At 33.3% G+C, this 15,182-nt stretch carries 14 protein-coding genes; 7 read left to right on the forward strand and 7 right to left on the reverse strand.

The genetic code is table 11. From position 1 onward, the window contains the following. The 5 genes from ABI657_RS11960 to ABI657_RS11980 all read right to left on the reverse strand — a co-directional run. Positions 1–2,207: PorP/SprF family type IX secretion system membrane protein (locus ABI657_RS11960; RefSeq protein WP_348097495.1), on the reverse strand; the 2,207-nt coding region annotated here is incomplete at its 3' end. Position 2,208: 1 nt separating this feature from the next. Further along, complete coding sequence (gene sprC / locus ABI657_RS11965) at positions 2,209–3,666, reverse strand: gliding motility protein SprC (protein ID WP_348097496.1); 1,458 nt, start codon at positions 3,664–3,666, stop codon at positions 2,209–2,211. Beyond that, a complete protein-coding gene (locus tag ABI657_RS11970) occupies positions 3,663–4,073 on the reverse strand; it encodes a hypothetical protein (RefSeq protein WP_348097497.1) in 411 nt (136 codons plus the stop codon). The genes sprC and ABI657_RS11970 overlap by 4 nt, the downstream gene beginning before the upstream one ends. Positions 4,074–4,173: 100 nt before the next feature. Next, positions 4,174–5,472, reverse strand: coding sequence for a hypothetical protein (locus ABI657_RS11975; RefSeq protein ID WP_348097498.1), 1,299 nt, complete (start codon positions 5,470–5,472; stop codon positions 4,174–4,176). A gap of 170 nt (positions 5,473–5,642) precedes the next feature. Then, a complete protein-coding gene (locus ABI657_RS11980; RefSeq protein WP_348097499.1) occupies positions 5,643–6,095 on the reverse strand; it encodes a hypothetical protein in 453 nt (150 codons plus the stop codon). 417 nt (positions 6,096–6,512) lie between these two features. Between ABI657_RS11980 and ABI657_RS11985 the strand changes: the two genes are divergently transcribed. The 4 genes from ABI657_RS11985 to recA all read left to right on the forward strand — a co-directional run bounded on the left by ABI657_RS11985 (position 6,513) and on the right by recA (position 9,774). Beyond that, on the forward strand, positions 6,513–7,661 hold the full coding sequence (locus ABI657_RS11985; RefSeq protein ID WP_348097500.1) for a DNA polymerase III subunit delta': 1,149 nt from the start codon (positions 6,513–6,515) through the stop codon (positions 7,659–7,661). A gap of 6 nt (positions 7,662–7,667) precedes the next feature. Continuing rightward, a complete protein-coding gene (locus ABI657_RS11990) occupies positions 7,668–8,051 on the forward strand; it encodes a DoxX family protein (protein ID WP_348097501.1) in 384 nt (127 codons plus the stop codon). 32 nt (positions 8,052–8,083) lie between these two features. After that, a complete protein-coding gene (locus tag ABI657_RS11995; RefSeq protein ID WP_348097502.1) occupies positions 8,084–8,596 on the forward strand; it encodes an acyl-CoA thioesterase in 513 nt (170 codons plus the stop codon). Between the two features lie 170 nt (positions 8,597–8,766). Beyond that, entirely contained in the window at positions 8,767–9,774 is a 1,008-nt protein-coding gene (recA, locus tag ABI657_RS12000; RefSeq protein ID WP_348097526.1) for a recombinase RecA, read from the forward strand. A 522-nt stretch (positions 9,775–10,296) separates the two neighbouring features. On the opposite strand, the gene ABI657_RS12005 is transcribed toward recA, so the two are convergent. Next, a complete protein-coding gene (locus tag ABI657_RS12005) occupies positions 10,297–11,058 on the reverse strand; it encodes a lysophospholipid acyltransferase family protein (RefSeq protein WP_348097503.1) in 762 nt (253 codons plus the stop codon). A 203-nt stretch (positions 11,059–11,261) separates the two neighbouring features. Between ABI657_RS12005 and trpS the strand changes: the two genes are divergently transcribed. After that, positions 11,262–12,236 carry a tryptophan--tRNA ligase gene (trpS, locus tag ABI657_RS12010; RefSeq protein ID WP_348097504.1) on the forward strand — a complete coding sequence of 325 codons (975 nt, stop codon included), beginning with the start codon at positions 11,262–11,264 and terminating at the stop codon, positions 12,234–12,236. A gap of 31 nt (positions 12,237–12,267) precedes the next feature. Next, the gene (locus ABI657_RS12015; protein ID WP_348097505.1) at positions 12,268–12,675 is read left to right on the forward strand and encodes a hypothetical protein; all 408 of its coding nucleotides are present in this window, start codon (positions 12,268–12,270) and stop codon (positions 12,673–12,675) included. Between the two features lie 94 nt (positions 12,676–12,769). Here the strand turns inward: ABI657_RS12015 and dprA are convergent, their stop codons facing one another. Further along, positions 12,770–13,870, reverse strand: coding sequence for a DNA-processing protein DprA (gene dprA / locus ABI657_RS12020; RefSeq protein WP_348097506.1), 1,101 nt, complete (start codon positions 13,868–13,870; stop codon positions 12,770–12,772). A 243-nt stretch (positions 13,871–14,113) separates the two neighbouring features. Here dprA and ABI657_RS12025 point away from each other — a divergent pair, with 243 nt between their 5' ends. Continuing rightward, the gene (locus ABI657_RS12025) at positions 14,114–15,079 is read left to right on the forward strand and encodes an SPOR domain-containing protein (RefSeq protein ID WP_348097507.1); all 966 of its coding nucleotides are present in this window, start codon (positions 14,114–14,116) and stop codon (positions 15,077–15,079) included. Positions 15,080–15,182 lie beyond the last annotated feature (103 nt).

The raw sequence follows: 15,182 nt of genomic DNA on the forward strand, positions 1-15,182 counted from the left end.
TTGGCATCAGCAGCTAATTTTGCTTGTTGCGCTTCAGCATCGGCTTTAGCTTTGGCATCAGCAGCTAATTTTGCTTGTTGCGCTTCTGCATCGGCTTTAGCTTTGGAATCAGCAGCTAGTTTTGCTTGTTGCGCTTCTGCATCGGCTTTAGCTTTGGAATCAGCAGCTAGTTTTGCTTGTTGCGCTTCTGCATCCGCTTTAGCTATGGTATCAGCAGCGAGTTTGGCTTGTTGTGCTTCTGCATCAGCTTTGGCTTTGGCATCAGCAGCTAATTTTGCTTGTTGCGCTTCAGCATCGGCTTTAGCTTTGGAATCAGCTGCTAGTTTTGCCTGTTGGGCTTCTGCATCGGCTTTAGCTTTGGCATCAGCAGCTAATGTGGCCTGACGCGCTTCTTCTGCTTGTTGTAATTGTTTGGCTTCAATGTCTGCTTTTAATTTAGCTGAAGCTTCTGCATCCGCTTTTAATTTCGCATCTGCTAATAATTTAGCTTGTAATGCTTCCATATCAGCTTTTGCTTTAGCATCAGCAACTAATTTTGCCTGTAAGGCTTCTGCATCCGCTTTGGTTTTGGCTTCAGCTGCAATTCTGGATTGTCTTGCTTCTGCATCCGCTTTTGTTTTTGCTTCTGAAGCTAATCTTTCTTTTTCTGCTGCTACAGCAGCTGCTCTTTCTTTTGCTTCTGCTGCTAATTTTGCTTTATTGGCAGCATCTTGGGTTGCCTTAGTTTTTGCTGCTGCTGCTGCTTTCGCTTTGGCTTCAGCGGCTAATCTGGCCTGTAGGGCATCAGAGTCAGCTTTAGCTTTCGCATCTGCTGCTAAAATAGATTGTAAATCTGCTGCTTCAGACTTAGCTTTTGCTGCTACTTTTCGTTTTGCCTCTTCTGCATCTGCTTTAGCTTTAGCATCTGCTGCTAGTTTTATTTTAAGTGCCTCTGCATCTGCTTTGGCTTTTGCTTCAGGCGATAATTTTAATTTCGTAGCGGCTTCGGCATCAGCCTTTGCTTTTGCATCTGCTGCCAGTTTTATTTTTAATGCTTCAGCGTCAGCTTTAGCTTTGTTATCAGCTTCTAGTTTCGCTTTAAGAGTAGCTTCGGCATCAGCCCTAACTTTTTCTGCTGCAGCCAATCTAGCCTGAATTGCTTCCGCATCTGCTTTTGCTTTTGCTTCAGCAGCTAATTTCGCTTTTGTTGCACCATCTACTCTTGTAATTGGTGTGGCGGTTTTTTTTGCCATTACTGGTTTTGACTTACTTGGATCAATAAGTGAGCCTTCCTCATCATCGCCATAATCGTAATTTCTGTTATTAAATTTATAAGCAATCAAAAACTCATGAGAAGAGCCTAGATTGGTAAAATTTCCCATTCCTCTCTCATAATTATATTCTATAGCAACACTTGGTGTAATATTAATCCCTAAACCTGCCGAAATTCCGTATAAAGTATTGTAACCTGCTTGTGCCCAAACTCCTTGAGGGATGGTAAGCATAGCTAATCCTGAAATAATTGTCTTCTCCTTTTTTATTTCTGTTTTTACAATCCCTGAGAATTTACTTTCATTAAGAAACCCATAACTATCAATATAACCCGTGTACATTCCGTGTACTACTATTGCTCTTTCAGGATCTTCTTTTACCATCCCGGAAGCAAAATTATAAAGTATCAAATTGTTCATGGATACTCCAAAATCAAGAAAAGCAGTTCCGTAATTAATTCCTGGATTTACCGTAAGTAATGTATTTGATGGGTATTCACCATCTTTGATATTTTGATCATCAGAAATTATTTTTCCTTTGTCCAAACCACTTTGATAAGCACCAACATTTAATCCAAAAGTTAGATTGCTGTCTTCTTCCAAAACAATGTTATGAGCAAAATTCAGCACTCCGCCAAAAACAGTCATTAAACCATAGTTCTGCTGAAACAATCCAATAGCATATGCATCATTTTCTTTTAATCGTCCTGAATAATTAAAAAGATATGTATTTGGAGCATCGTCAAATTGTATATATTGTCTTTTATTATAAAAACTAATAGTTGGATTTTGCTCCCTTACAAAACTGAATGTCGGGTTTATTAAATATCTATTAAACTTTAATGAATTTCGTATAGGCAGGGAAAACGAAACAACTCCACTCTCATTTGTATCCTGAGAGTAGAGTATTTGTGATGAACCGTAAAATAAAGTTAAGAATAGTAAAATTTTCTTCATATTATTTCAGCACCGTTATTGATCCTTTTTTTTCACCTGTATCGCCTTTGATAACATAGTAATATACTGGATTTATATTTTTAATATCTATTGATGTCTGGGGCCAATCCCCTTGATAATTGACAACATCCAAAACTTTATCGCCGTTCGAACTTATTATGATTACCTGGGTAGTTTGGTTCTTATATTCATCAGGAATATTCCAATATGGATTCCCACTAAGTTTAATTATATTCGGAATCACTGTAGAAGGTCCCGAATCTCCATTAACCTTAAAACTAAATTCTTTTGAAGAAATACAACCCCCAGCCTGTGAAATCTTTACTTTATAATTCCCTCTAACAGCTACTAAATAGGTATCCGTTGTGGCTCCGGAAATAAGATTGCCGTTTAAATACCATTCGTAAGTTGGGTTTGAAGCATCATCTGTTACCGTAACACTTAAAGTCTCGCCTTCCTGAATGGTCGTTGTTTCTGCAACATCTATACTGGCATCGAAACTATTACTCATCAAATTGATATTTCCTGACCCAGTACACCCGCCAAAATTAACGTCAACAGTATATTTAGCTGGTTCGTTTGTACTATAGGTGCGTGTGGTTGCTCCTGTAATAACAACATCATCCTTTTTCCATACATAACTGTTTCCACCACTTGTTGCTGTTAAAACAGTTTTGCTGCCGTTATCACAAAAAGGGTTTCCTAAACTTGAACTTACAGTTACTGATGAACCAGATGCTGACGAACTTACATCAACACGATTTGAATAAGAAGTAGAACTACAAGAACCGTAATTAGTTTCGACATAATAGGTTCCAGGAGAGGAAACATTATAACTTGATCCTGATGCACCTGCCATAAGTGTTGGTGGTAAATTAGGTCCATTATCTTTGTACCAATTATATGATAACGTTGAATATTTTAATGGCGAATCAGGATTAGACGAAACCGGATCGATTGACAATAAATAACTACCACCGCTACAATAAATAGCAGTACTAACAAAGTTGTTAATTGTATATTGTATTTCATGTAATTTATAGTATATAGGGAACTGCTTTTTTGATGTAGATGAAAAAAAAGGACCGCTTGTAATACCTCCTGAACTTTTAACTCTTATACTGTACAAATCTGACCCTACAAGATCTGAAGGAATTGAAAATGTTATTGTTATTTTGTTAGGGGCATCATTAGTAGTAACTCCTGACAAAATTTTAGTTCCCGTTGTAAAACTTCCTGTTTTGTCTGAAAGCTCAATTTGAAATGTAGTCCCAGTCGGAAAGTCTGAATAGAAAAATGATGCGCTAAATGTTGGATTAGCAACACCTCCCGCGCAAATACGATCAAAAACAAGAGTATTAGGATTTATAGATTGTGCATATAAGTTTGATTCAGCACAAAATAAAACACTAAATAACAGTAAAATTTTGGTAACACTAAAAGTAGGTTTTTTAATCATATAGTACGAATTCTGGCTAAGTCTATATCTTCATAAAATAGAATATCAATAAACGTTTCAGAGAAATCGTATTTATAGTTTTCAATAATATCTTTTGCTAAAGCGGAATAAGCTGAAATATTATTAGAGGATTTTTCTTTTACGGCTAAGTTCAGATTGATTGGGGCAGTTTCCATAGTAAAGCTACCCTTGGGGATGGATAGCCCTACTATAAACTGTTTAGGATAACCTAAATGATTAACAGACTCAATATTATTGGTCTTTATTGTATTATGGTTTACTAAAGCGTTTTTATTAGCGTTTATTACAACAGATTCTTCAATTGTATCTTGTGCAAATAAACTTAACGATAAGGGAGAAACCAAAAATATTGTATAAATAAAATACTTTCTAATGTTTGTGGCCATTTTGTTTTGATCTTTATTTTGTCCTGACTAAGACGTCTACATAAATTGTGTCTGGGACATTATTAATAAAATTTACGCTTTGAAATAAAAATCTAAATCATTATCTATTGCCACTAGAAGCAGTGATTTTTCCTAATTGAAGTCTGTAATCTGGTTTTTTTGGATTAAAAATATCAATAAAGGTTTCTTTGTTATCACTTTGTGAATGTACATTGAAGAAAACGCTATTGCCATACCAGCTTTCTAAATCTTCGTTGTTAGAATTATATTCTGTAAAGATGTTTCCTTTACATAAGTTAAAATACATTTCTTCGAATTTAATTTTCTTAAGATTAGCATCATTAATTTCTGTTTTACTATCTAATAACACAGCAGGATTAAATCCTGAAATCACACTACGTTTCATTTCAAGAGATGCATTCTCAGCAATATAAATAGCTTCTTTCACCAATCCTGACTGAATATCGGCATTGATATTTTCGCTATCATTAAGCATTGTAATATTCGAAGCAACAACTAAAGTTTGTTTTTTTGTAAAATCTGTCTCGCTTTTTTTCTCATAAGAAGCAACTTCCAAACAACGTGATCCGTCTTTATTACTTGATAAATAAGAAGATCTAATTGCTAATGAATTATGCAAACGGCATTGAACACCTTGAGAAAATTTATAATCGTCATTGATTGATTTGTAAGAAACTAATTTTGTAGCATTTACATCACCACCAAAAAAAGCAAATGAATCTCCTGCAGAATAACTTACCATAATATTTTCAAGAATGGTTTTGTTTCCCACTGCAGCCACTGTCAATCCATTGAAAGTCCCTGCATTTTTAACTTTTTTACCTGCAAATTCAATTCTAACATATCTTAGTATACCAGAATTTCCAGCAACATTATCACCTCCGTAAGTAGTAAGTGAAGGATCAAGATCTAAATTATAAGATCCGATATTTCCAAATTTGTTTGTTGGAGCATCACCAAGTAATACTATTCCTCCCCAATCACCTGCTTTTTTCTGACTGCGGTTTGAAGTAAACACAATTGGATCTGTTTCCAGTCCGTCAGCAATTATTGAAGCACCTTTAGTAACTACCAATGTTCCTTTAGTTTCAAAATCACCAATAATTAATGTTCCAGGTTCAATTGTTAAAACAGCATTGTTAGTAACATAAACATTACCTTGCAAAACATAAATGTTTTTCTTAAGAAGTTTAGTGCTTACTGAAATGTTTCCAGCCAAAATTTGGTTCGCTTCTCCATATTCAACTTTGTTAGGCTTAAATTCAGTCCAGTTGTTTAACCAGTTGTTGTAGCCCATGATTCCTTTTTCTTGTTGAGCACTCACATTGGTAACAATCAAAAAAATGATTATGCTGATAATTTGAGTAATTTTTTTCATGGTGAAAAGGTATTAGGTTAATAATAAATTTGGGTATGCGTAAAAAGCCTTTCGAATTTTACAAAAAATTCAGAAAGTTAAACAAGTTATCTTATACCTTTTTTAAAATGTTCGATTACAGTTTAATCTATATACGTAAACATCTTAAAAAAGGTTTAAAAATATTTTAATTACATTTCATTCAATTCATTGAATTCATGTAAAGACTTTAATGTTCCTTCGTAAAATAAGATAGCTGCTATTAAATTCCCTTTGTCTGAGTAGGGCATCATTTTTCTCTGGAATTCTACAGTTGTATCTAAAAATGTTGAGGTTCCAATTGCCTGAGCATCTAAAACTTTTTTATGCTCATTGTCGTCCGGAATACCTAAATCGGCCATTGTTACACCAGGTTTAGTTACCAATGCAATGTAAGGGAGAGTTTTAACTAATACTTTTATTCTCTCGATGTACAATTCCAACAATTCCCCTTTTTGCATACCACTTAATTCTTTTTGATCATGGTATTTACGGATAAGAGCTGTAGTACTAATAATACTTCTAGGAGCGTTTTTAGCTTGTGCACAAATTGCACCTGTAGTCAATAAAAAAAAGACACTTAAAAAAATAATTTTCCCTTTCATAAATTCTTAAATTAAAATTTGTTGTTGATGAAAACAAAAATATATAAATTAAGTTAATCTGCAACTTTAATATTTTTTTTTTTCTTAAAAATCTTAAAAAAAACTTAAAATCTATTTATACTTCCAAGTATAGCTTGTTTTAACAAAGTATTTGGTTAAATTGTTAAAGTTAATGCTTGTAAGATTTTACAGTTTTTTAAAATTAAAAATACCTCATCTTGTGCTATATAATAATAAAAATAAAACGTAATTTACAGACATATATAAAAAACTATTAACAAAAATCGCTCGATTTATGTTAAAAACATATCGTTTAATTACAGAATAAATCCCAATGTGTTCCGAAATAAAATTTATGTTGCAATTTATACTCGTAATAAAATTTTTGCCTAAATCATTTTCTCTTATCTTTGCTGCATGCAATTTTCACAAATTTTAGGTCAGGATTATATTAAAAGTCACTTGATGAAAAGTGCAGCTTCCGGACGAATTCCCCATGCACAATTATTTATAGGTCCCGAAGGATCTGGCACATTATCAACAGCTATTGCTTATGCCCAATATATTTTATGTAACAATACAGGATCTGAAAATTCAAATGGAAATGATTCCTGCAATCTAAAATTCCAAAACATTTCACATCCTGATTTGCATTTTATATATCCAACCGTAACTACTGAGGATGTTAAGACAAAACCCAAAAGTCTGGATTTTATTCAGGAGTGGCGAACATTCATCCAGGAAATGCCTTATGGCGGTTTATTTGACTGGTACAAAATTCTGGGGGTTCAAAATAAACAAGGTGAAATTCGTGTTGAAGATGCTCAGGAAGTTTTAAAATCCCTTTCATTAAAATCTTATGAAGGCGGTTATAAAATTATGATCATCTGGATGGCCGATAAGATGAATATTGCAGCATCAAATAAATTATTGAAACTTTTAGAAGAACCATCGGATAAAACTATTTTTATTCTGATTTCTGAAAATGAAGAAGATATCATACAAACCATTCGTTCTCGCTGTCAGGTTATACACTTTAACGGATTACCTGAAAAAGTAATTGCCGAGGCTTTGGTTTCTGAAGAAAATACAGATCATTATTTAGCCAAAAAAATTGCACATCAGGCTCAGGGAAATTTTAATAAAGCAAGACATCTATTAAAAGAAGATGATTCAGAATTTCCTTTTGAACAATGGTTTGTTAATTGGGTCCGTGCCGCTTTTAGGGCAAAAGGAAATGCTGCTGCAATTCAGGATTTAATTTCCTGGAGTGAAGAAATTTCTGCTTTAGGACGCGAGAGCCAGAAAAAATTCATTCAGTTTTGTATCGAAATGTTCCGTCAGGCACTTTTACTTAATTATGAAGCGCCAACTTTGGTTTACATCGAACCAAAAGTGGATAAATTCAAATTAGAAAATTTTGCCCCTTTTGTAAACGGAAATAACATCCATAATATTTTCAAAGAACTTTCTGATGCGATGTATCACATTGAAAGAAACGGAAATGCGAAAATAATTTTAACCGATTTATCTATAAAGCTTACACGTTTAATTCATAAAAAATAGTTTCAAATGAATAATGTTGCCTCCATTCTAATTTTAGCATTTTTGGCCTTAACATATTTACAATCAGGATATGAAAAAATATTTTATTGGAAAGACAATGTTGAATGGCTTAGAGGGCATTTTGCCAAAACACCATTAAAAAATCAAGTACCTCTCGCGTTGCTTCATTTATTAATTTTAGAATTAATTTCTGGGATTTTATGCGTAGTTGGAGCTATACAATTACTGACAAACAGTGGCCGTGAATTTGGATTTTATGGAGCTGTTTTTTCTTGTATTACCTTGTTAATGATGCTCTTCGGACAACGATTAGCTAAAGATTACGATGGCGCGAGAACCATTGTTATTTATTTTATACCAGCTGTTATGGCTGTTTATTGGTTGAATTAATCAGCCTTTATTTAAATTTTACCTTAAAAAAAATGAATCCAAAACACCCTTCAGAATCTCTGACTATTTTAACCGATTTAGTTTTGCCAAGTGAGACAAATCCTTTAAATAATCTTTTTGGTGGAGAATTATTAGCGAGAATGGATCGTGCAGCAAGTATATCGGCCAGAAGACATTCACGCCGAATTGTGGTTACAGCTTCTGTAAATCATGTAGCTTTTAACAGAGCAATTTCATTAGGAAGTGTTGTTACTGTAGAAGCAAAAGTATCAAGATCTTTCAAAAGCTCTATGGAAGTTTTCATCGATGTATGGGTAGAAGATCGCGAATCCGGAAACAGAACCAAAGCTAACGAAGCTATTTATACTTTTGTTGCTGTTGATGATACCGGAAGACCTGTTGAAGTTCCCCCAATTGAACCCCAAACAGAATTAGAAAAACAACGTTTCGATGCTGCTCTGCGTCGTAAGCAATTAAGTCTCCTATTGGCAGGAAAAATAAAACCCGAAGATGCTACAGAATTGAAGGCATTGTTTATATCTTAAAAATCTTACTTTTTTAAGGCCTTTATTTAATTGTTACTTCGAAAAAAAGAAGTATTTTTACACAATTACAAGCCCCATATAAATCAAAATCAGGAGATTATTGCTTTACTGATTTGTTTGAGAATGAAAAAATTATAATAATTTAGATGAAAGAAAAAGAAAAAAAAGAGATGAGTTCAGAGAAAGATGCCAAATTAAAAGCGCTACAACTTACGCTTGATAAACTAGATAAAACATACGGTAAAGGAACCGTAATGAAAATGGGCGACAAAGCCATTGTAGAAGTGGAAACAATTTCTTCAGGTTCTCTTGGTGTAGATTTAGCTCTTGGAGTAAATGGGTACCCCAGAGGTAGGATTATTGAAATATACGGCCCGGAATCTTCTGGTAAGACAACCTTAACATTACATGCAATTGCCGAAGCTCAAAAAGCTGGCGGAATTGCTGCTTTTATAGATGCTGAACACGCTTTTGATAGAAATTATGCAGAGAAATTAGGCGTAGATATCGAAAACCTGATCATATCTCAACCTGATAACGGAGAACAAGCTTTAGAAATTGCCGAAAACTTAATTCGCTCAGGTGCAATTGATATCGTAGTAATTGACTCAGTTGCTGCATTGACTCCAAAAAGTGAAATCGAAGGCGAAATGGGAGATTCTAAAATGGGTCTTCACGCTCGTTTGATGTCTCAGGCCTTGAGAAAATTAACAGGTACAATCAGTAAAACTAACTGTACCGTTTTCTTCATCAACCAGTTGAGAGAGAAAATTGGCGTTATGTTTGGAAATCCTGAAACTACAACCGGAGGTAATGCTCTAAAATTCTATGCTTCAGTACGTTTAGATATTCGTCGTTCTTCTCAAATTAAAGACGGAGACAATGTTATTGGTAACAGAACTAAAGTAAAAGTGGTTAAAAACAAAGTAGCTCCGCCTTTTAAAACTGCTGAATTCGATATCATGTATGGAGAAGGTGTTTCTAAAACTGGAGAAATTTTAGATTTAGCTGTTGAATTTGAAATCGTTAAAAAAGCGGGATCATGGTTTAGCTACGGAGATACTAAATTAGGACAAGGCCGTGATGCAGTTAAGGTATTAATTAAAGATAATCCTGAATTAGCTGATGAATTAGAAGTGAAGATTAAAGCTCACATCAAAGAATTGGCTGGCGCTTAAAATAAAAGCCTTCAAATACAAGGTTTAACAATCCTAACCCGACACATAAATTGTGTCGGGTTTTTTTTATTTTAAAATTAACGCAACCCTTTTTAAAATAATTAATCTAATAAATACATATTTTAATTGGTATTCGCCATAATACCAGTTCAGATTTTTAGAATGAGTTAGGTTGGTTAGTTCAATAAAAGTCTGTTAGTTTTTGATTTAGGTACTAATGGACTTTTATTATTTTAAAAATTTAATACTTTGTTGCGCAACCTTTTCATTTTTTAATTATCTATTTAATTATAAAGTTAACTGAGTTCTAATAAACTCTCTATTAATCAATTATTAAAAATTTAATCATGAAAGAGAAAGTAGAAGTGTTATTGAATAAAAATCGTAAAATAACCAGATTGCGAATTAAAAAAGTATTACGATTTATTTCTGAAAAAATAATACATAGATAATTTTTGACTATAAAAGGGGTTTTATATCAAAAGAAAACCCGATAAATTTTTAAGTTTATCGGGTTTGGTTTTATAGAGATTTTTTAGAATCTTCTTTTTTAAATTGAAGTAATCCTTTATAAATCAATTGTCTGGTTTGATCCCGAAGTTCTTTCCTGTTTTCACTTGTTAAACCTTTGGTTTCAATGAAAGGAAATATTTTACCACGCATTTTTCCCGGACTGCCACTTAAAAAAGTATACGAAAATCGTTCTTTGTTATCCGCAAAAACAACAGGAACAATGGGGATTTGATGTTCAATTGCCAATCGAAAAGCACCATCTTTGAATTCATCCAGTAAAACCAATTCATCATCCGGCACTCCTCCTTCAGGAAAAATACAAATACTTAATCCTTGATTTAATCTGTCCTGTGCTCTTTTAAAGACTTCATTTTTACTTTTAGAAGAATTTCTGTCTACTAAAATACAGGTTCTTTTGTAGAAAAATCCAAATAACGGAATTTTCGAAAGTTCTTTTTTTCCAACAAAAACAAATGGATTTTTTATCACAGCCAACATAAGCATAATGTCTGTCATTGAAGTATGGTTAGCCACTATCATATAGCTTTTACCTTTCTCTAATTTTTGCAGACGTTTTGTTGTATAATAAAAACCCATTCCAAAAAGGATGAATTTTGCCCAAATACGGGCCATTTTAAAGAAATACGGATACCCACTTTCTGTTATAATTGAAACCAACAAAAAAGGCAGCATAATTAATATAGGAATGGCCATTACAATATAAAACCAAATGCGCCAAACGATCCAAAAAACAACTTTTATTCCTTTCATAGATTCAAATGTAAGAAAACAGATGAGAATTTAGATTTTTAGATTCTAAGAATTTTAATATTTAGGGCTTTTTTATAAATAAAAGCTAAATCCGAGATAACTTTTAGAAAAAATTTCTGGTTTTTGCAGAAGAAAAGAATAAACCTTGCAGGCTTTGCGAAAAACTTTGCGAACTTTGCAGACAGAAAATAAGAAAAATTAGAATGGCAAAAATACTTACTGGTGTTCAGAGTACAGGAACGCCACACTTAGGCAATTTATTGGGAGCAATTATTCCTGCAATTGAATTATCAAATAATCCGGAAAACGAACCTTTTTTGTTTATTGCTGATTTACATTCGATTACACAAATAAAAGATGGCAAAACATTACGTGAAAACACCTATAGTACTGCTGCAGCATGGCTGGCTTGTGGGTTGAACCCTGATAAAGTTACATTTTACAGACAGTCTGATGTTCCTCAAACTGCTGAATTATCCTGGTATTTGAGTTGCTTTTTTCCCTTTCAGCGATTAACTCTGGCACATTCCTTTAAAGATAAATCTGATCGTTTGGATGATGTTAATGCGGGGCTTTTTACTTACCCAATGTTAATGGCAGCAGATATTTTATTGTATGATGCTGAATTTGTTCCAGTTGGGAAAGACCAATTACAGCATCTGGAAATCACACGCGATGTGGCTTCCCGTTTTAATCATCAAATGGGGGAAACTTTTGTACTTCCCGAAGCTAAAATTCAGGAAAACAGTATGCTGATTCCCGGAACTAATGGTGGAAAAATGAGTAAATCAGCGAACAATATTATTAATATTTTTTTGGACGACAAGGCGTTACGAAAGCAAGTCATGAGCATTGAAACTGATAGTACGCCATTAGAAGAACCCAAAAATCCTGACACCTGTAATGCTTTCGCGATTTATTCATTGCTGGCAAATGAGAATGAAATTAACCAAATGAGATCCAATTATTTAGGCGGAAATTATGGTTATGGTCACGCTAAGCAAGCGCTGTTTGAATTGATTACAGAAAAATTTAAAACTGAAAGGGAAAAATACACTTACTACATCAACAATCTTGAGGAAGTTGATGCACTATTGAAAAAAGGTGCTGAAAAAGCTTCTGTTGTTGCTGATGGAGTTTTAGCAAGAGTTCGTGAAGTACTTGGTTTTGGAAAATAAATGGTTCTTATAAAATGCTATATTGAAATTTATGACCACAGAAGATGCAATAGAAGAATTAATGTACCAAAGCGCCCAAAATGAAAATATAAACAGTGAAAGGTGGCAAAATGGTTTTCTAGGGCAATTACGTCCATTTAAAAGAGTTTTATATGAAGAAAACTATCATCTAATTATGCAGGCTTTGAAAGTTTTGGCACCAGAATTAGAAAAAGATTTTGTAGATAAAAGAATAATTTCTTCTGTTTGGGGGATTTGTCATTACGCAAGAATGTGGGCAATTTATCCTGAAGGAATGTTGCAAAGTAATAATTTGATTACCAGCGAACAAATATCCCAAATTGATGATTGGTTAATTGATATTTCATATGCTGCTTCTTGTCTACTAGATGGCGCAGGAGATGAAGAAGCTTTTTGGAATTATATACCAAATAAATAACATTCAATGCACTAAAGTTTGCCATTTCCTTGATAAGAACAACAAATTTGTATAAACCCGTCAGATTTTTAAAACCTGTTGGGTTTAATTTCATTTAAATGGCCTCAAATAACTTCCCGGGTAAAGGGCGAATTACGCCTTTAAGTTCCATATTCAACAACATTCCAGATATTTTATAAATTGGAAATTCGCACTGAAGTGCTATTATATCTAATAATTCCTTTCCGTTTTTAAGTAAGTAATCGTATATTTTTTGTTCTTCCAATTCTAAATCTACAAACAATTGTTTTTGAATTGGTTTGGTCTTATTCTCTATATCCCAATTAAGCATGTAAACCAGATCGGCGGCACTGGTGAGTACATTTGCTTTTTGGGTTTTTATCAATTGGTTGCAGCCCTGACTGTATTTGTCGGTTACACGTCCTGGTACTGCAAAAACATCCCGATTGTAATCATTGGCCAGATTCGCTGTAATAAGTGAACCGCCCCTGTCTGCTGATTCTATAACAATGGTTGCTTCACTCATTCCGGCAACAATACGATTTCTTCGAACAAAATTTTCTTTATCAGGATTGGCTGTACTCCAAAATTCAGTTATAAAACCCCCATTCTCCTCCATTTTCGACATGTACTTTTTATGTGCTTTTGGATAAATTTGGTTCAAGCCATGTGCTAAAACCCCTATAGTCTGCAGTTTGTTTTCCATAGCAAACTGATGCGCTACAATATCAACACCATAGGCAAATCCGCTAACAATTATGGGATCAAGAGGATACAAATCTTCAATTAGTTTTTTACAAAATTCCACTCCGTATGATGTTATTTGTCTTGTACCCACTATACTGACTATTCTTTTATTTGCCAAATTAATATTCCCGGCAGAAAAAATTAGAACAGGTGCATCAATACAATGTTTAAGACGTTCCGGATAATTTTGGTCTTTAAAAAAGGATACTTCTATTTTGTTTTTATTTATGAATTCCAGTTCCTGGTTTGCTTTTTCAAAAACAGTTTTATCTTTTAGATTCTTCAATAATACTGATCCAACTCCATCTATAGCAGCAATTTGATTGGCTTTAGTTTTAAAAATTTCTTCGGCATTGCCAAAATTTGCCAATAATTTCTTTGCCATAATATCTCCAACACCTTCTACCCGTAGTAAGGCTAATAAATAAAATAAATCTTGTTCTGACATGGGGTATATAATTTTAAAGAGGCTAATAATTCTAAAAGAAGTAAATTCTTTCAAAAGACAAATATATGAAATAGAAGTAAATTCTTTCAAAAAATAAACTTTATAAATAGTTGAACACAAATTAAAAAAGGTAAAATTATATCTAAGTAATTGAAAATTAACTGTCTGTAAAATTATGGAGATTGTTAATAAAAATTGTGAATAAAATTTTGATAACTATATTGGATGCATAACTTTGTGACTATGAAAATCGAAAATTACATAGCGCAGTTATTGTATCGTTATCAGTGTGTAACGGTTCCTGGATTTGGAGCATTCCTAACCGAAATTCAGTCGGCACAGCTTAATGAAAGCACAAATTCGTTTTTTCCTCCTAAAAAAATGATTTTTTTTAACAGCCAAATCAAAAACAATGATGGCTTGTTGGCCAACCATATTGCGCAAGCAGAAAAAACATCATACGGTTTTGCTGTCAGCGCCATTGGATTTGAAATTTTGAACTGGAAAAAAGAGTTGGAAGATAATGGAATATTACAGCTTAAAAACATTGGCGAAATCCGCATTAATAGTGACAATAACCTGGTTTTTAGTCCAAATAATCAAAATAATTACCTCCCTTCTTCTTTTGGATTAAGTCCTTTTGTTTCACCTTTGGTAAAAAGAGAAATCTTTGAGAAACATATTGAGGAAATTGAACAAAGGGAAGCTATCGAATTATATACGAATGAAGAACATAGGACTTCCGGTTTCTATTTAAAATATGCTGCCATATTTGTTTTGGCATTAGGCATTACTGCAAGTATAGGTTACCCTTTATACGAAAATCAAATTGCAAAACAAACCCTTATTGTTGAAAGTACTGTTCAGAAAAAAGTAGAGAATAAAATTCAGGAAGCAACTTTTTTTATTCAAAATCCTCTGCCAGCCGTTACTCTTTCTGTAGATACATCAAAATTAGAAACTGTTGAAGAAAAAGCAATGCCTTATCACATTATTGCAAGTGCATTTAGGAGTGAACAAAACGCAAGAAAAGCATATAATCAATTAATAAAAGAAGGTTTCAAGGCTCAAATGCTGCCAGAAAACAAATACGGATTATTTCCAGTTTTGTACGGAAGTTATGCAACAATGGCTGAAGCCGAAAAAGCTCAAAGAGAAATTCGAAAAGCTGAAAATCCTGATGCATGGATTTTAATCGAAAAATTATAAATATAAAAAACTATAGGAACGAATAGGATTTTGTTTTAAATTTTCATTCTAAAAGAAAACAAATTTGTTAAAAGAAAATTAATCCGATTTTGTTTCTTATTTT

This window comes from Flavobacterium sp., from assembly GCF_039930565.1.
Classification (GTDB): Bacteria; Bacteroidota; Bacteroidia; order Flavobacteriales; family Flavobacteriaceae; genus Flavobacterium.